This is a genomic window from Vibrio sp. PBL-C16, from assembly GCF_034321865.1.
Classification (GTDB): domain Bacteria; phylum Pseudomonadota; class Gammaproteobacteria; order Enterobacterales; family Vibrionaceae; genus Vibrio; species Vibrio alginolyticus.
Genome location: NZ_JAXLNY010000002.1, coordinates 2708053 through 2725487, shown reverse-complemented (window position 1 = coordinate 2725487; position 17435 = coordinate 2708053). Strand labels below are relative to the sequence as shown.

Annotated in this window: 14 protein-coding genes and 1 tRNA gene; 3 read left to right on the top strand and 12 right to left on the bottom strand. The window is 44.9% G+C overall.

Translation table 11 applies throughout. From position 1 onward, the window contains the following. Window positions 1–80 precede the first annotated feature (80 nt). The 4 genes from UQW94_RS20700 to UQW94_RS20685 all read right to left on the bottom strand — a co-directional run bounded on the left by UQW94_RS20700 (window position 81) and on the right by UQW94_RS20685 (window position 6269). Entirely contained in the window at window positions 81–611 is a 531-nt protein-coding gene (locus UQW94_RS20700) for an MltR family transcriptional regulator (RefSeq protein WP_005379708.1), read from the bottom strand. A gap of 86 nt (window positions 612–697) precedes the next feature. Beyond that, entirely contained in the window at window positions 698–1846 is a 1149-nt protein-coding gene (locus UQW94_RS20695) for a mannitol-1-phosphate 5-dehydrogenase (protein ID WP_322142532.1), read from the bottom strand. Between the two features lie 111 nt (window positions 1847–1957). After that, on the bottom strand, window positions 1958–3910 hold the full coding sequence (locus UQW94_RS20690) for a PTS mannitol transporter subunit IICBA (protein WP_005379710.1): 1953 nt from the start codon (window positions 3908–3910) through the stop codon (window positions 1958–1960). 595 nt (window positions 3911–4505) lie between these two features. Then, window positions 4506–6269, bottom strand: coding sequence for a lysophospholipid acyltransferase family protein (locus tag UQW94_RS20685; RefSeq protein WP_322142531.1), 1764 nt, complete (start codon window positions 6267–6269; stop codon window positions 4506–4508). A gap of 233 nt (window positions 6270–6502) precedes the next feature. On the opposite strand from UQW94_RS20685, the gene UQW94_RS20680 reads away from it, so the two are divergent. After that, window positions 6503–7222 carry an SIMPL domain-containing protein gene (locus UQW94_RS20680; RefSeq protein ID WP_005379714.1) on the top strand — a complete coding sequence of 240 codons (720 nt, stop codon included), beginning with the start codon at window positions 6503–6505 and terminating at the stop codon, window positions 7220–7222. A gap of 43 nt (window positions 7223–7265) precedes the next feature. On the opposite strand, the gene UQW94_RS20675 is transcribed toward UQW94_RS20680, so the two are convergent. After that, window positions 7266–8315 (bottom strand): DUF4382 domain-containing protein, encoded by a 1050-nt coding sequence (locus tag UQW94_RS20675; protein ID WP_322142530.1) that lies wholly within the window; start codon window positions 8313–8315, stop codon window positions 7266–7268. Between the two features lie 229 nt (window positions 8316–8544). On the opposite strand from UQW94_RS20675, the gene UQW94_RS20670 reads away from it, so the two are divergent. Further along, window positions 8545–8820 (top strand): hypothetical protein, encoded by a 276-nt coding sequence (locus UQW94_RS20670; RefSeq protein WP_005383040.1) that lies wholly within the window; start codon window positions 8545–8547, stop codon window positions 8818–8820. Between the two features lie 50 nt (window positions 8821–8870). Here the strand turns inward: UQW94_RS20670 and UQW94_RS20665 are convergent. The 7 genes from UQW94_RS20665 to rpsU form a co-directional block, all read right to left on the bottom strand. Continuing rightward, a protein-coding gene (locus UQW94_RS20665) for an IS3 family transposase (protein WP_151514398.1) occupies window positions 8871–10075 on the bottom strand; the annotation gives its coding sequence in 2 pieces (ribosomal slippage) (window positions 8871–9724 and window positions 9724–10075; 1206 coding nt in all). A 133-nt stretch (window positions 10076–10208) separates the two neighbouring features. Then, the gene (locus tag UQW94_RS20660) at window positions 10209–11012 is read right to left on the bottom strand and encodes a MetQ/NlpA family ABC transporter substrate-binding protein (protein WP_017633488.1); all 804 of its coding nucleotides are present in this window, start codon (window positions 11010–11012) and stop codon (window positions 10209–10211) included. A gap of 256 nt (window positions 11013–11268) precedes the next feature. Further along, window positions 11269–11344: transfer RNA gene (locus UQW94_RS20655), tRNA-Ile, on the bottom strand. 155 nt (window positions 11345–11499) lie between these two features. Continuing rightward, entirely contained in the window at window positions 11500–13362 is a 1863-nt protein-coding gene (gene rpoD, locus UQW94_RS20650) for an RNA polymerase sigma factor RpoD (protein ID WP_005395986.1), read from the bottom strand. Window positions 13363–13461: 99 nt separating this feature from the next. Continuing rightward, window positions 13462–15228, bottom strand: coding sequence for a DNA primase (gene dnaG, locus UQW94_RS20645; protein ID WP_005379719.1), 1767 nt, complete (start codon window positions 15226–15228; stop codon window positions 13462–13464). A 149-nt stretch (window positions 15229–15377) separates the two neighbouring features. Further along, window positions 15378–15821, bottom strand: coding sequence for a GatB/YqeY domain-containing protein (locus UQW94_RS20640; RefSeq protein ID WP_213906561.1), 444 nt, complete (start codon window positions 15819–15821; stop codon window positions 15378–15380). Between the two features lie 27 nt (window positions 15822–15848). Further along, window positions 15849–16064 (bottom strand): 30S ribosomal protein S21, encoded by a 216-nt coding sequence (gene rpsU, locus UQW94_RS20635; RefSeq protein WP_001145625.1) that lies wholly within the window; start codon window positions 16062–16064, stop codon window positions 15849–15851. 230 nt (window positions 16065–16294) lie between these two features. Between rpsU and tsaD the strand changes: the two genes are divergently transcribed. Further along, window positions 16295–17311, top strand: coding sequence for a tRNA (adenosine(37)-N6)-threonylcarbamoyltransferase complex transferase subunit TsaD (gene tsaD, locus UQW94_RS20630; RefSeq protein WP_005379854.1), 1017 nt, complete (start codon window positions 16295–16297; stop codon window positions 17309–17311). The last annotated feature ends 124 nt before the right edge of the window (window positions 17312–17435 follow it).

The following is a 17435-nucleotide window of genomic DNA, read 5'->3' as shown; positions in this document are numbered from 1 at the left end:
TGATGGCTTTCACGCACGTTGTATAGAAGAATGTGCAAAAAGAGGGGCGAGTTGAGGAGGCTTCCTTGCCAGTTTTTCGATTAAAAAGGGCTGTCTTTGCCGAGCTCATTGCAAATCTCGACAATGGCAAGTGAGAGCCCTGACTTAATGATTTGTTGTTGACGTTGCAGCTGTAGCTGATAAAACTCAAGGTCGATGTCGTCATCTGGTTCGCTGACTTCCAGTTGCACCATGCCCATTTTCTTCACCAAGTGCAGTTTCTTAATTGGTTCTAGAATATTCGGGTCAGTGAATTCGTAATCTGAAGCGTCACTATTGAGTTGGTTTTTGAGTTTGATGATGTCTTCGATGTCGTGGTAAATGTCATCGGGGAGCACTCCCAAGCCAAACAATAACTTCAAACGAACAGATAGATCGCCCAGCGGTCCAGAGTCTTGTAGCAGCGGACCGACAACCGATTGAACAGCGAAGTTATCTTTACGAAAGATTCTTTGCACCAACCCGTCGATCGAATCGTTAAAAACGTCGACTGCTGCAATGAAAAAGCCTCGTACCGATGGTGCGCTGTTTAATCGCTCAATGATCTCGGTTTCGTTGATGTTATCTGCCATATACTGAATACATTTCTAATTATTAGCTATCCCAACTCTTCAAGCAGAGAAGGACATAGAAGGGGAGCCAAGCTCCCCTAGGTAAATCAAAGTTGGTTGTAAAGTGTCTCGATTTGAGCCACTTCATCACTGTCTTCTGCAAGACCTGTGTATGTCGCTAGCGTCTTCTTCACACCCACTTCTTTTAATGAGGTTTGCAGTTCTACTGCTTGTGGGTCGGTGTCGTTAGTGTACTTCAACGCAGCGGCAATGCCTTTCAAAAGTGTTTTATTTTCAGTGCCATACTCAATTGTACCGAGTAAAGGCTTCACTAATCTATCGTTTGCACCCAATTTTCTAATTGGTTGACGACCTACGCGATCCACCTCATCCACTAAGTATGGGTTGGCAAAGCGTCCTAAAATCTTCTCGATGTAGGCGTTGTGCATGTCACGGTCGAAGCCGTAGCGTTTGATCAGCACTTCACCACTCTCTTGCATCGCCTGTTTTACTTCAGCGTGAATGCTTGGGTCTTCAATTGCTTCACGAATGGTGCGATGGCCTTTCAAGCAACCTAGGTAAGCGGTAATGCAGTGGCCTGTATTGAGAGTGAATAGCTTGCGTTCTACGAATGCCATTAGGTTGTTGGTTCTTTCCATGCCAGCTATGTCAGGGATTTCGCCCTTGAATTGCTGCTCATCCACAATCCATTCGCTAAAACTCTCTACAGTGACTTCTAGTGGGTCATCGTTCGCCGCTTCTGCTGGTGGTACGATGCGGTCCACTGCGGAGTCGACGAAGCCAACTAGCTCGTCTGCTTTCGCGTGTAATGATTCATCCAAATGTTTGTACACTCCACCTTTTAGGTGAGTCGTGCCACGAACCATGTTTTCGCACGCGATGATGTTCAATGGTTTATCGTTACCTGCTGCAAAGCGTTTAGCAATGCCGGTAGCGATGGTTTTTGCAATGATGTCCAGTACGTTAGGGCCAACCGCTGTTGTTACCAAGTCGGTTTTTACAATGCGGTCGATGACATCTTCACTGGCTGAGTTTACCGCGGTGACGTGAGTTACTGTGTCGATTTGGCACTCAGTACCGACCACTTTTACTTTGTATTCTTGCTTGTGACTCAGTTGGTCGACGAGTGGAGCGTCAACGTCTGCAAATGTGACCTCGACTTCTGCATCTGCTAAGAGTTTTCCGATGAAGCCACGACCAATGTTACCTGCGCCAAAATGAACTGCGTTTTTCATAATTCTTACCTACCAATGTCTAAAATGTTGACTTACGAAACTAGGGGGAGGCCAACCGCATAGGGGGTGACAGCTGACCTCATTTGCCTCAGGAGCAAATTAAAGGGGTAATTAAGCCGCTTGTTGACCGCCAAGGATGTTCAGAATCTCTTCCACATCGTTGGTGCTGGTTAGCTTCTCAATTGCCTCCGGCTCATCGAGCGCGTTCGTAATGGTGGTAATCACCTGGATGTGCTCATCGTTCTTAGCGGCAATGCCGATAACCAGTTTCGCTACATCATCGTCGTCTTCAGTAAATTGGATACCCGATGGGTATTGGCAGATTACAATGCCGGTTTTCTTCACGCGGTCTTTCGCTTCTACCGTGCCGTGAGGCACTGCGATAGATTCGCCTAGGTAAGTTGGAACCAATGCTTCACGCTCAAACATCGCGTCTACGTATTCTGGTTCTGCGTAGCCAAGTTCGACCAACTTGTTGCCCGCGAAGCGAATCGCTTCTTCTTTGTTGGCAGCTTTCAAACCTAGGTGAATGTTCTCACGCTGGATTTGGAACACCGACGTTTGCTGTGGCTCGAAGTTGTCGTCGTTTGCTGCCACGAGCGACACTTTTACCATTTGGTCGTCATTGGCTGCGGATTGGTTTTGTGCGGCTAGTAGTTTGGTGACTAGCTGGTTGTACATTTCGCTGTCTAGGAAGTTAGTCAATGAAATGTGGTGTGCGTTTGGAGCATGCTTACGTGCACGATCCGTTAAGTCTTTATGAGTAATCACGATATCTGCACTCTCTGGTAAGCTGTTAATGGCAAGGTTGGTTACGTGGATGTTCAGACCTGCGTCTTGAACCTTTTTGCGTAGCATGCTCGCGCCCATTGCACTCGAGCCCATGCCCGCATCACAAGCGACAATGATGCTTTGTACTGTCGCTAGGTCTACGTCACCTTTGCTTTGGCTGTTTACCACCGCATCGTTTTTAGATGCAGATTTCATGTCTTTCATTTGTGATGTTGCTTTCTCTAGTGCTGCTTCATCACCGTCTTCTTCTGTTGACGTTTGAGTCTTCATTAGCAGTGCTGCTACGGCGAATGACACGCCTGTTGCTGCTGCGATAGACGCTAGAACACCAACGATTGAGCCTTTCTGAGTCATCAACAAGATTGCAAAGATTGAACCTGGTGATGCTGGAGAAACGATACCTGCGTTAAAGATAGTTAGAACGAATACGCCAGTCATACCACCTGCGATAGCCGCAAGGATTAGGCGAGGGTTCATTAGGATGTATGGGAAGTAAATCTCGTGGATACCGCCGAAGAAGTGGATGATTGATGCACCACCTGCAGTTTGACGAGCCGTACCTTTACCAAACACCATGTAAGCTAGCAGGATACCTAGACCAGGACCTGGGTTTGCTTCGATTAGGAAGAAGATCGACTGACCTGTTTCAGACGCTTGCTGGATACCCAGTGGAGAGAAAATACCGTGGTTGATCGCATTGTTTAGGAAAAGGATCTTCGCAGGTTCAACGAAGATTGAAGTCAGTGGTAGTAGGTGAGCAGAAACTAGGAAGTTAACGCCAGCCGCCAAGCCACCAGAAAGAATTTTTACGAATGGACCGATAAAGATGAAAGCAAGGATCGCACACAGCATGCCGATGATGCCCGCAGAGAAGTTGTTAACCAACATCTCGAAGCCACTTTTTACTTTACCATCGATGTAGTTATCGAATTTCTTGATAGCCCAGCCGCCCATTGGGCCGACCATCATTGCACCCATAAACATTGGGATGTCTGTGCCGACAATCACACCCATTGTTGTGATTGCACCGACTACCGCACCACGATCGCCACCAACTAATTTACCACCGGTGTAACCGATAAGTAGTGGCAGCAAGTAGGTAATCATTGGGCCAACCATAGAGGCTAACGTTTCGTTTGGTAGCCATCCAGTTGGGATAAATAGAGCAGTGATAAAGCCCCACGCGATAAACGCGCCGATGTTTGGCATTACCATGTTTGACAGAAAACGACCAAAATTTTGTATCTTGATCTTGGCATCTGGTGATATCATAACAATTCCCCGTTCGATGTTCTGATGTATCTTGTTGTAGTAAACGGTTCGCCAAAACCGTTTGTTTGATTGCTTAGTACCCAATCAATTTACCACACATTTTCCAATTGGAACTGACAACGGGTTTTTTGTGATCTACGCCCGCATTTCTTAGGCTGAGAAACGGTTTTTAAGTGACCAAGTTCAACTTATTAACTTGTAACTTAATAACAAAAAGCAACTTTCAAACCTGTCAATAAAAATCTTAGTGATCAATCCGATCTTCTGACAAATTTAAAATAAAAATACTTTGTGACTTTGATCACTTTTGATTTTTTTTGAAATTCGAATTAAATGCTTGTGATGATCAATATCACGTTTTGTGTTGAGTTGTGGTGGATTTAAAGTGTGACTTGGATCTGTTTTTGTTTTTTGTGAAAGTTTGTGACGGAATTGGTGAGATAAATGCTATCTAGATCTTTCGATAGATTGTATCTATAAGAGTCTTTTCGGCGCACTTCACGGAGCACGCCTAATTAGTTGATGAAAGGGTAAATAAAGAGAGTCGCCACACGGTTCTTCTTGTGATTCCCAACTCTCTACTTAATCACTGTTCTTAATCATCGTTGCTATTAGTATGATAGACGAGGTAGTCATGAGCTTGCTCGCGTCCCATATACCTTGCCAACGTCTTTTCTTGAACATCGCGCAAATCCACCATAATCAATCCATCTAGAGCGTTATTGAATGCAGGGTCGACGTTGAAGCATACCAGCTTGCCATTGAGGCTTAAGTACTGACGCAGCAAAACGGGCACTCCTTTCCCTTCATCGATTCTGGCAATGACACGTGACAATAGCTGTAAATCACCCAGAGCAGTGAGCATGCTGGTGTTCCAGTCACGGTGGTGCTCAGGAAGTGGGTTAGAAGGTGTGACGTACTCTGCGCAATTGTTGTCGTAGTGGTGCAGTGTCATTGATTGAGCCAGTAATTGACGTGCAGTATCGCTATAATCGTTGCTAATGCTTACCGGACCAAATAGGTGAGTGTAATCTGGGTTTTGATGAACGAACGTTGCGATGCCTTTCCACAGTAGCAGTAGCGCGCTCATGCTCTTTTGATATTGCTGTGCAATCACAGAGCGCCCCATCTCAATGGATTTACCCATTTGGTCGATAAAGCGTTGGTCATAGTTAAACAACGTTCGTGAATACAGACCTGCTACGCCGCGCTTTTCAATCAGTTGATCAACCAGACCTAAACGATACGCGCCCACCAAGCATTGGTTCTCTCTGTCCCACACAAACAGATGCAGGTAATCATGATCGAAATGGTCAATGTCTATTGCTAGTCCAGTCCCTTCGCCAACTTGTCGGAAATTGAGCTCACGTAGGCGACCAATTTCATGCAGTAGGGAAGGGATACTCTGCGACTCCGTGCAGTAAACATCGAACTCACCACTTGTTAGCAGCTTGGACTCTTTTGGTAAGTTGTTCAGCTCTTCAAGCAATTCGCCTACGGGTAACCCTGCCGCTATTGGAGAGAGCAGTTCTGATGAAGAAGAAGGCTTAACTGATTGGGTTTCACGATTGAGCAAGTAAGTGTTGAGCCGCAAATAGTTCACCACTTGATCATCGTTAAGTGTGTTGATCTCTTTGAATTTAATCGCTTGGCCAAAAGACAAGTTGATGGTTTGTGCATGTTTGTTCAGTAGCTCCCGCCCGAGCATTAGGGTACGCAAAAGTGGATGGATTTTCCCTGCCATATAGAAGCGTTTCGAGTTCTGACCACTGATGAATACTGGAACTGTCGTTGCTTTGTTTTTGCGGATCAGGCTACTTACGCTTCGACTCCACGCTTTGTCTTCCAAGCGTTGCTGTTTGGCATCGACTAACTGGGAAACCTCACCGGCAGGAAAGACAAGCAATAAGCCGCCACTTGCGAGGTGTTTATTAGCCGCTCTGAGGGCCTTCATATTCGATTTGACGGCGTCTCTGCCTTCAAACACATCGACACCAATGAAGAGCTGATCTAACTCTGGTACGGTTTTCAGGTATTGATTGGCTAGAATTTGGATATCGTCTCGTACCATCAACAAGAGTTCGGCCAAGATGACGCCTTCCACACAACCAAGCGGGTGGTTCGCCACAATGACGGTAGCACCTTGTTTAGGTACTGAGTCGAGTGAACCATGAGTAATGCGATAATCGATACCTAAGATATCCAGCGTGAAGCGGAGAAAAGTTTTGGTATCGGCATTAACGGGGCGTTGGGCGTAGAACTTATCAAGTTGGTTTAAACCGGTTGCCCATTCAGCAACGTTTTCACCAATGCCAAACGGCGTTTTACGAGGGAGACGAAAAGGGGTTGAACTATCCATATTTACCTCAGCGTACAAGTTGCTGATTGGATAGTAGAAATTACAGATGACAGTTAAGAGGCAAAAGCATGAGCCTTTGGTGACAAACCAATGAAGCTTTATTGACTAAAGAAAACGGTATATCACTGTGCTATGAATCAAAACTCGCGTTATGTCTCCCTCTTAAAATAATAGATAGGCTATCTTATCTAGAACAAAGATTAAGCTAAGTTGATATTTATCAGGGGGAAATAATGGAACGAGTTTCCAATAAAGCAGCACTTTGGATTGGGCTAAGTTTGATACTTGGTCTTGGCATCCTTGGCTATTTTATGCAGCAGACGGCGGTGAAATACCGAGCCTATGAAAGAGTCGTGACAGTAAAAGGTTTGTCGGAGCGTGAGTATCCTGCTGATACGGTGATTTGGCCGATTCAATTTACTCTAGCGAGTAATGATATGGGGGCCATGTTTGATGAAATTGACCAGCAAACCCGTTTGATTTTGGACTTTCTAAGTGCCAAAGGGCTTCCTGAAACCAGCGTTTCCCTTTCTTCCCCAGCGGTCATTGACAGAAAAGCACAGCAATATGGGAGCGAGCAAGACATTGAGTATCGTTATTTGGCCTCGCGAACCGTTACGGTTTACAGCCAGAGTGTTGATGTTGTTCGAGCGGCAATCAATGAAATAGGTGAGCTAGGAAAACAAGGCGTTTTGCTTAACCAAGATCCTTATGCAAATCGTGTTGAGTACAGCTTTACTAAGCTGAATGATGTGAAGCCAGACATGATCGAAGAAGCGACTAAGAATGCGCGTGAAGTGGCTGAGAAATTTGCGAAAGACTCACAAAGTTCACTGGGTAAGATCAAACGTGCAACTCAAGGGCAGTTCTCGATTTATGACCGAGACAGCAACACGCCTTACATTAAGAAAGTACGAGTGGTATCGACGGTGCAATATTACCTTTCTGACTAAGTAAAAAGCCGCTCAGTACGAGCGGCTTTTTTAATGTGGTGACTTAAAGAATTGGATTAATGTCCTGAGTTGTCAGCTCTGCCTCGACAACATCAACTGGCGTGTAATGCTGGTAAATCAAGAAACCGTCTTCTGAAGTTTCATGAGCGTCTGGCGTATCAATATACGCAGTACATGTGTAGCCAATGCTGTAAGTACCCGGGCCGATGTAACCAAACTCGTAGCTGTAGGTTGTATTACCTTCTTCGTCTTGCGATTCATTCACGTTAGCTACCGCAACTGGCGCGTTGAGTGGATCTGTCGCACCCATATCGCCCATGGTTGAGCGATCCATTGAACCTGCATATAGGTAAACAGAGTGAACGGCAGGAACGTCATTTATTGCATTTGATGCTGCACTGTCTGCTTCACACGCTTGATACTGAATTTCACTGACTTCACCACTAATATGACCTGATTCTGATGCGTTTACTAAGCTTACCGCATTAGAGTTCATGTTCATGTAATCTTTGCCTGTTGGATCCGCCAGACCTTTGCGTAAGTCAAACTCGACAACATAGCTATTATGACCAGTATGAACTTTTACATACTGACCTTTTTGCGAAAACTTTAAGCGACCTTGATCGCTCGTATCTGGTTTAAAACCAAAACAGCTGCCTCGGCTAGGTACAACTAAGCCTTTGATATTGCCGTCTGTCTTCTCTACGTATGACAGTGTTGTATCGTTTAATTGTTTGCCGTCTTTAGCGTACACACACATAGCATAATCACCAGGAGCAATGTCCTGTTCGTGAATGATCGTTTTAGCGTTGCTTCCCTGATATTCCATTAGATCAACTTGGTGTAGTGCTCCATTGTCACTAGCATCTAACAGAATGTGTTCTCCAGTTTGCTCGCCAGTTTCAGGGTCAAATGGTACAAGGACAACATCTTGAAACGCTAAAACGACTTTGTTGGCATCGTCGACAGGAGCATCGGAAATGCTGAGAGAAAAAGTGGCTGCTTCTGTATCGGATGAAGAGTCGTCGCTACCGCAGCCCGTCAATAAAAGACCACCTGAGATAGCAAGTAAAGGATAGGTATATTTTTTCATTATGACCTCTTGTTTACACTGCTGATAAATGTAAAAGGCTAGTCTCAAAGTCGAGAAATGATGTCATTGTATTGTGATAGAGAGGTCAATCTTCAATGGTGCTATATACAAGTCCTTTTTTATAAAACTAAGTTCTTAACTGTGATGAGGGGAGTTTGATGATAGTCAAGCTGGCTTCTTTCTTATGAGCGTAAGTTAGTATGACTTATTGCTAGAAGGAATTAGTATCATGGCATACAAGCACTTTATTAGAGAACTACTGGGTTTAGCGATTGTTGTCTCTGTCGTCTTTGGCGTATTAGGCGTGATGTTAGAGCTCTTCGCACTGACGGCACTTTGGGAGCATCAGCAAACGATAGCCGATGTTTTCTTCCATGAATCTCTCTACTTCATCGTATTTTTAATCCCACCATACTTCCTCTGGAAGTTGATTAACCGTCCTGAGTTGGTTTCTGCTGACCAAGCTTATTTGGCAATGAAGTTAGAGGCTGAAAGTCGACAATGAGTCGATTTAGTGAGTAATGACCCGTCCTGATATGGGTTGACACTTTTTAACTAAAACGCTCGATGTACTTCATCGGGCGTTTTGTATTTTAAAGCCGTATGAGGCCTCATTTGATTATAGATATCTACGGACTCTGCTACCATCGTCCTTGCTTCTTTCAGATCTTTCGGTTTCTTCAGCAAGAGCTCCATTTTGAGTATCCCATTTACACGCTCAGCTAAAGCATTCTGATAACAGTCATACCCGTCAGTCATTGAGCAAGTCACTCTATGTTTCTTATGGATATCTTGATATTCCTTCGAACAGTATTGTGAGCCTCTATCTGAGTGGTGTATTAGCTTTTCTTCACTCTGCCGTTGCCTGAGAGCTGAGATAAATGCCCGCTTAACTGATTGAGTTTTCATGTTGTCATCCACATAAAAACCAACAATCTTCCTTGAATAAGCGTCTGTAACCAAGCTGAGATAACTCTCTCCATTTTGAGTTGGCAAGTAAGTAATATCAGCAACCCACAGTTGTTCTGGCTTCGTTGGTGTCAGCCCATCTTTCACTTTGTTTGGGTGACAGAAAAATCGATGACGGCTGTCAGTCGTTCGGTGATAGGCTCGTCTTGCTCTCACTAACAGCCGATGCTTTCTGAGAAGTTCAAAGAGCTTATCGCGACCTATTTGAATGCCCTTTGTTGCTGCTAAGAACTTCAGTTTACGCGTGCCAATGCGTGGCTGCTTCAGCCTGACTTCACGGACAAAGCCAATGACAGCATGCTCATGATGTTCACAACGAGATTGAGTTTGACATTGCTTATAATAAGCTTGGCGAGAGATTTGTACTAACTGACAAAACTTCGTAACGCTCAAACCTACTATGGTTTTCTCTTGGACAACGCTTCTTTGTGCTTTTTTGTCACTCTAACACCATAGTCACGTTCCATAACGTTCACGACAGCTTCAAAGAAGTCGGCTTTGAGTTGAGCATCTTCGAGCTGCTTCTCAAGCTCTTTAATACGTTGCTCTGGTGTAGGAGGTGAATTGAACTCGGCCATAGAGTCTCCTTTGGACATAAAGTTAGGTGTCCCTTTAGACCAATCTAGTCGACCATGCTTACGAAGCCAAACCAAAACCGTAGAGCAACCTTGGATGCCATACTTCTCTTGGGCTTGTTTGTAAGTGAGGCTTCCTTTTTCAACCTCATCAACTACAGTGAGTTTAAAAGCGAGGGAGTAATCGCGCTGAGTTCTTTTAGTTGTTGATTTCATAACACTCTCCAATTTTGGGGGTGGAAAGTGTCAACCTTATTTAGGACGGCACATAATGAAAAGAAGAGGCTATGAGAAAACATTAGCCTCTTTTCTATCTGATTCGTGGGCAAAGTATTCGCTGCTTTATTGATTAAAAAGCTGCTTCGATTGTGCCTTTGAAAGTGCGATCGAGATAATCACGAATCGCTTGAGATTGATAAATAGAAACGAACTTTTTATACGCTTCATTATTTTTGTCTGCGTCACGAGTGGCGATGACCATGACTGCTAATGGGGCGTCTTTTGCTTCAAGATAGATACTTTGTTTCTTCGGATCTAAACCAGAAGACATTACGTAGTTCATTGTAATCGCAGCCGCGTCCACATCATCTAATGTTCTTGGTAGCTGAGCGGCATCTACCTCGACAAATTCAAATGATTTTGCGTTTTTTGTGATATCAGTTAGGGCGGCTTTATGGCCAACACCCTGTTTCAGCTCAATTAAACCTGCATCGGCGAGTAGCAACAGACCACGACCACCGTTGGTAGGGTCATTTGGAAGCGCTATACGTGCATTGTTTGGAAGCTCTTGCAGTGAGCGATACTTATTGGAATAAAGCCCCATACGCATAAGAATGGACTGACCAATTGATACTAATTGGGCGTTATGGCTACTGTTGAAGTTGTCTAAAAATGGCTGGTGCTGATAGCTATTAATATCGATGCTACCATCGCTAAGAGCGGCATTAGGTGTCACGTAGTCAGAAAACTCAATGACTTCGACATTCAAACCTTGCTTTGCTGCCTCCTTCGCTACCGCCTCGACTACTTGTGCATGTGGTCCAACTGTCGCGCCCACTTTAATGACAGAGTCATCTTTTTCTCCACAAGCGCTTAAGCCGACTACTGCCGTGAGAATCAAAGCTAGTTTCTTTAAGTGACCAATACTTTTCATTGTAGCTCCATTTTTTGTTTTAGACGTCCATACGTTTGTATGTCCATCCTATCAGAAGTTGTCTGAGGGTCAATGGTTTAAATCACGAGCAGACATTTTGTTTCTATTGCTCGTATAGAGAGCCAGATAATAGTTAAAGAAGAGGGGAAGAGGAAAAGCTATTACGAGGTTAGTGACGAGTTACCGCAACTGTACCCAAAGATATAAGATACAAAAAAAGCGTAGTAGGTATTAACCTGCTACGCCTTTCGGAATATGGTGGCCCCTCGCAGACTTGAACTGCGGACCAATCGATTATGAGTCGACTGCTCTAACCACTGAGCTAAGGGGCCTTAATAGGACAACGATTATAGGGGAAGCGTTGCAAGGTGTCTAGATACCAACTAGGGCAATTGCGCTTAGTTTTTATCCACTTAGAACAGTAGATAATAAAAAAGGTGACCTAAAGTCACCTTTTTTGATTTCTAAAAGCTTGTATGCGCTGCGATTATTCGTCTAGGAAGCTGCGCAGAGTCTCTGAGCGGCTTGGGTGACGAAGTTTACGTAGTGCTTTTGCTTCGATCTGACGGATACGCTCACGAGTAACGTCGAACTGCTTACCAACTTCTTCTAGAGTATGGTCAGTGTTCATGTCGATACCAAAGCGCATACGAAGTACTTTCGCTTCACGTGGCGTTAGACCTGCAAGCACGTCTTTTGTTGCCACCTTAAGGCTAGTTGCAGTTGCAGAATCTAGCGGAAGTTCTAGCGTTGTATCTTCGATAAAATCACCTAGATGCGAATCTTCGTCGTCACCGATTGGTGTCTCCATTGAGATAGGCTCTTTAGCGATTTTTAGAACTTTACGAATCTTGTCTTCTGGCATTTGCATGCGCTCTGCCAGTTCTTCCGGTAGTGGCTCGCGACCCATCTCTTGCAACATTTGACGAGAAATACGGTTTAGCTTGTTGATCGTTTCGATCATGTGTACCGGGATACGGATCGTACGTGCTTGGTCCGCGATTGAACGAGTGATTGCCTGACGGATCCACCACGTTGCGTAAGTCGAGAACTTGTAACCACGACGATATTCGAACTTATCTACCGCTTTCATCAGACCGATGTTACCTTCCTGGATCAGATCCAAGAACTGTAGGCCACGGTTGGTGTATTTCTTCGCGATAGAAATTACAAGACGCAAGTTCGCTTCAACCATCTCTTTCTTCGCACGGCGAGCTTTTGCTTCACCGATAGACATACGACGGCTGATGTCTTTAATGTTCTGTACGTTTAGAGAAGTCTCTTCTTCAATCATTTTTAGCTTAGCGATTGAACGACGGATTTCTTCTTCGTTACGTTTGATCTTTTCAGCGTATGGCTTGTCTGAAGCAAGAACTTCATCCAGCCAAGCTTCACTTGATTCATTACCAGTGAACAGCGCGATGAATGATTTCTTCGGCATTTTGCCGTATTCAACCACTGACTTCATGATCAGACGCTCTTGAGTACGAACGCGATCCATAGCAGTACGCAGTTCATTCACTAGGTGATCAAACTGTTTAGGCGTTAGACGAAACTCGCGGAATACGTCTAGCATCATTTCATTAGCAACGGTTGCTTTCGGGCTGTTATAGCCGTACTCGTTGATTGCTAATTGAAGATTTTGATAGGTGCTGCGTAGTTGGTTGAATTTCTCTAGCGCTAATTCTGGATCGATACCTACATCTTCTTCAGAATCATCTGAATCGTCATCGCTATCTTCGTCGTCATCAACGTCTTCATCGTCTTCTTCTTCTAACTGAGATTCAGTCAGTTCAGAACCGATGTGTGTTGCCGTTGGTGCAGCGGTGTCGTCAGCATCTGGATCTACAAAACCTGAAATTAGGTCTGTAAGACGTAGTTCTTCAGCTTGAACTTTGTCAAATTGCTCAAGAATGTACGGAATTGTGCCTGGGTATTCAGCAACAGACGATTGAACTTGGTTAATACCTTCTTCAATACGTTTTGCGATGTCGATTTCGCCTTCGCGAGTTAGAAGTTCGACAGTACCCATCTCACGCATGTACATACGTACTGGGTCTGTTGTACGACCAATCTCACTCTCTACGCTAGAAAGTGCAGCGGCTGCAGCTTCGGCTGCATCTTCATCGGTAATATTTGTGTCATCGTTCAGTGCTAAATCATCAGCATCAGGAGCAGTTTCTACTACCTTAATGCCCATGTCGTTGATCATCTGAATGATGTCTTCTACCTGTTCTGAATCTACGATTTCAGCAGGTAGGTGGTCATTTACTTCGGCGTAGGTCAGATAGCCTTGTTCCTTGCCTTTAATAACAAGTGACTTTAGCTGTGACTGCGGATTGTGATCCATAGACGGTATCCAACTTCGTAATCTGGTGAAGGAATCAGTATGCGAAATGCAAACCACTTACTATAACAAATTAAATCGTTGCTGACTAATTAAACAGGGTTACGCTTTTAAATCTAGCATAAGTGCTAGCAGCTCCCTTTTCTCTTCGGCTGATAAACCGACACTTCTTGCTTTGGCCTGCAGGTTTTCAATTTGTTTTTCTACGCACTGGGCAATAATTTTATCCAGTGAGTCTAAAAAGATTTCTTCTTGGTTGTCCTCATCGAGTGGAATGTCCCAACTCGCGAGACGAGACAGAAGGGTCTCATTTTGGCTGTTTCGCCAATGCTCTAATAATTGGCCTGTGTTGATATGGGGATGCGCTTGGCATTTATCAAGTACATCAACAAATAAACTTAGACCAGGAATGGGCAAATCTCTAACGCTAGTTAGATCTGGCACCATACTTACGTATTGTGGGTTTTGAATCAGTAACGCGATCACTTCTCGCATCGGCGTTCGCTTGATTTCTTTATGAGGTTGAGGCCTTTTATCCTCTTTACCTTGTTTTGAAATTAGCTGCTGTAGTTGGCGTTCATCAACCAAACCCAAACGGCGGCCAAGCAATTCTCTCAAGTATAGTCTTAAAGTGCCGCCAGGGACTTTATCAATGAGAGGAACCGCAAGAGTACTCAGTTTTGCCATGCCTTCTTTCGTGCTCATATCGACCTGCTGAGTCAATGAGCTGAACATGAATTCAGACAAGGGCATCGCATTAGACACTTGCTGCTCAAATGCTTGTTTTCCGTTTTGTCGGATATAAGAGTCGGGATCTTCTCCATCCGGCAAAAACATGAATTTTAACTGGCGACCATCCGTTAGGTAAGGCAATGCATTTTCCATGGCACGCCACGCGGCTTCACGGCCTGCGCGGTCACCGTCATAACAACACACGACGGTGCTTGTTTGCCTGAATAACACCTGCAAGTGATCGCCCGTTGTCGAGGTTCCTAATGAGGCAACGGAATAATCTACGCCATATTGAGCAAGCGCGACAACATCCATATAGCCTTCAACCACTAAAATTTGTGGTGGCTCACGATACGCTTGTAGTACTTCATAAAGGCCATACAACTCTTTACCTTTATGAAATATCGGGGTTTCGGGTGAGTTGAGATATTTTGGTGTCCCATCACCTAATACTCGACCACCAAAGCCTATTACTCGGCCGCGTCTATCTCGAATAGGAAACATCACTCGACCACGGAATCGGTCGTAGCGGTTGCCTTTATCGTTTTCAATCAACATGCCGCCTGTGACGAGCATGTCTTGGTTTTCTTTATTCTGGCCAAAGTTCTTACGAACTAAATCCCATTCATCAGCCACATAGCCGATGCCAAACTTCTGGACGATTTCACCAGACAGGCCACGATCTTTTAGATACTCAATCGCCACCTTACTTGCTGGCTGTTTGAGTTGGTTACGATAAAATTGAGCAATGCTGCCCATTAAGTCGTATAGGTTACGTTTTTCACTGCTGCTTGCTTGTGGGCCTGACTGAAACGAACCATTACCGCCGCTACGTTGTTCGCGAGGAACATCTAAACCCAAGTATGAAGCGAGTTCTTCAATGGCTTCGACGAATTCTAGTCGGTCGAATTCCATCAAAAAATCGATGGCATTTCCATGCGCGCCACAACCAAAACAATGGTAGAACTGCTTTTCTTGACTGACACTGAATGAGGGTGTCTTTTCGTTGTGGAAAGGGCAGCATGCGCCGTAGTTTTTGCCTTTTTTCTTAAGTTTCACACGTGCGTCGATGATATCGACAATATCAAGTCGAGCTAGAAGGTCATCGATAAAACTGCGAGGGATGTGTCCAGCCATAAAACCTAACAAAAAAAGAAGATGATGAGTGGAGTGAATGCCTTAAAAGAATGAGCGTATTGCCCATTGATTTCATTCCATCCATCCAGATACAAACAAGCCGTGCGCTCCAAAGGATAGCACGGCTTGCTGCAATTGGGTGGGGTACCTTAAGCCAATTTAGCGCGAACTAAACCGCTTACTTTACCCATATCTGCACGCCCTTGAATTTGCGGTTTCAGAACGCCCATTACTTTGCCCATGTCTTGCATGCCAGCTGCGCCAGATTCAGCAATCGCGTTCTCGATGAGAGCCGCTACTTCTTCGTCTGTCAGTGGTTGAGGCATAAAGTCCTCAAGAACGGTAATTTCTGCTTGTTCCGCATCAGCAAGATCTTGACGACCCGCTGCTTCAAACTGCGCTACAGAGTCGCGACGTTGTTTAACCATCTTGGTCAATACTACAAGAATGTCGTCATCGTTCAGAGTAATCTGTTCGTCAACTTCACGTTGCTTGATTGCTGATAGGGCTAAACGAATAGTACCAAGGCGCAATTTGTCCTTGGCTTTCATCGCTAATTTTTGCTCTTCTTTGAGTTGATCAATCAGAGCCATAACTAAATTCCTTTTGGAGCTCAGTTATTAGTACAGGCGAACGCGACGAGCGTTTTCGCGAGCTAGCTTCTTAGCGTGACGCTTTTGAGCTGCTGCTTTAGCGCGTTTGCGAACTGTAGTTGGTTTTTCGTAGTGCTCACGACGACGCACTTCAGAAAGGATACCTGCTTTTTCGCAAGAGCGCTTAAAACGACGTAGAGCAACGTCGAACGGTTCGTTTTCACGTACTTTAACTACTGGCATATGCCTTTCACCTCAGGGGTTATTCGTTAACGCTGGTATTCAACAGACCAAATCACAATTGTTAGGTCTCTTACCAGCTTGATCAAAAATGGTGCGGAATTTTAATCCGATCACAACTACTTTGTAAAGCCTTTTGTCGATTATTGTCTGTACAAAATTTGTTTGCAGCACCAAGGCGAGGTAATATGACGCCCAAATTTCCTCTATACAGAAAGCATACTGAGAAAACCATGCGCATTATTGGTATTGAAACCTCTTGTGACGAGACTGGCATCGCAATTTATGACGATGAAAACGGTCTCTTGTCACACAAGCTATATAGCCAAGTAAAACTGCACGCAGATTACGGCGGTGTGGTGCCTGAGTTGGCTTCACGTGACCACGTAAAGAAAACCATTCCTCTTATTAAAGAGGCACTAAAAGAAGCGAACTTAACTTCAAAAGACATCGATGGTGTCGCGTATACCGCGGGGCCTGGTCTTGTTGGGGCGCTATTAGTGGGTGCGACTATCGGTCGCAGTATTGCTTATGCTTGGGGAGTGCCAGCGGTACCTGTTCATCATATGGAAGGTCACCTATTGGCCCCAATGTTGGAAGATAACCCTCCACCGTTCCCGTTTGTGGCGGTATTAGTATCGGGCGGCCACTCTATGATGGTGGAAGTGAGAGGCATCGGTGAGTACAAAATTCTAGGTGAGTCGATTGATGATGCGGCGGGCGAAGCGTTTGATAAAACAGCGAAGCTAATGGGTTTGGATTACCCAGGAGGTCCACTATTATCTAAACTGGCGGAAAAAGGTACACCGGGCCGCTTTAAGTTCCCACGCCCAATGACGAATGTGCCAGGTTTGGACATGAGTTTCTCTGGTCTAAAAACCTTTACGGCTAACACGATTGCTGCAAACGGTGATGACGAGCAAACCCGCGCGGACATCGCATTGGCATTTGAAGAGGCTGTGTGTGCTACGTTGGCTATTAAATGTAAGCGCGCGCTTGAGCAAACAGGCATGAAACGCATTGTTATTGCTGGTGGTGTGAGTGCTAACCGTCGTTTACGAGCTGAGTTAGAGAAGTTAGCGAAGAAAGTTGGCGGCGAAGTTTACTACCCACGTACTGAGTTCTGTACAGATAACGGTGCGATGATCGCTTACGCAGGCATGCAGCGCTTGAAGAATGGCGAAGTGGCTGATATGTCAGTAGAGGCTCGTCCACGTTGGCCAATTGATCAACTAACACCTGTCGCTTAGTCAAATTTATGCGGTAGGTTTGAAACCGGTTCTGTGTAATAAAGGTCTCTGCTCCTCAGAGGCCTTTATTTTTAATTATTCAATGAACCGCCTCGTTTTACATTCTGACTGATGCGAGCAGTTC

Coding starts and splice junctions, on each gene's coding strand:
- UQW94_RS20700 (WP_005379708.1), bottom strand. CDS start 611: ATGGCAGATAACATCAACGAAACCGAGATCATTGAGCGATTAAACAGC.
- UQW94_RS20695 (WP_322142532.1), bottom strand. CDS start 1,846: ATGAAAAACGCAGTTCATTTTGGCGCAGGTAACATTGGTCGTGGCTTC.
- UQW94_RS20690 (WP_005379710.1), bottom strand. CDS start 3,910: ATGATATCACCAGATGCCAAGATCAAGATACAAAATTTTGGTCGTTTT.
- UQW94_RS20685 (WP_322142531.1), bottom strand. CDS start 6,269: ATGGATAGTTCAACCCCTTTTCGTCTCCCTCGTAAAACGCCGTTTGGC.
- UQW94_RS20680 (WP_005379714.1), top strand. CDS start 6,503: ATGGAACGAGTTTCCAATAAAGCAGCACTTTGGATTGGGCTAAGTTTG.
- UQW94_RS20675 (WP_322142530.1), bottom strand. CDS start 8,315: ATGAAAAAATATACCTATCCTTTACTTGCTATCTCAGGTGGTCTTTTA.
- UQW94_RS20670 (WP_005383040.1), top strand. CDS start 8,545: ATGGCATACAAGCACTTTATTAGAGAACTACTGGGTTTAGCGATTGTT.
- UQW94_RS20660 (WP_017633488.1), bottom strand. CDS start 11,012: ATGAAAAGTATTGGTCACTTAAAGAAACTAGCTTTGATTCTCACGGCA.
- rpoD (WP_005395986.1), bottom strand. CDS start 13,362: ATGGATCACAATCCGCAGTCACAGCTAAAGTCACTTGTTATTAAAGGC.
- dnaG (WP_005379719.1), bottom strand. CDS start 15,228: ATGGCTGGACACATCCCTCGCAGTTTTATCGATGACCTTCTAGCTCGA.
- UQW94_RS20640 (WP_213906561.1), bottom strand. CDS start 15,821: ATGGCTCTGATTGATCAACTCAAAGAAGAGCAAAAATTAGCGATGAAA.
- rpsU (WP_001145625.1), bottom strand. CDS start 16,064: ATGCCAGTAGTTAAAGTACGTGAAAACGAACCGTTCGACGTTGCTCTA.
- tsaD (WP_005379854.1), top strand. CDS start 16,295: ATGCGCATTATTGGTATTGAAACCTCTTGTGACGAGACTGGCATCGCA.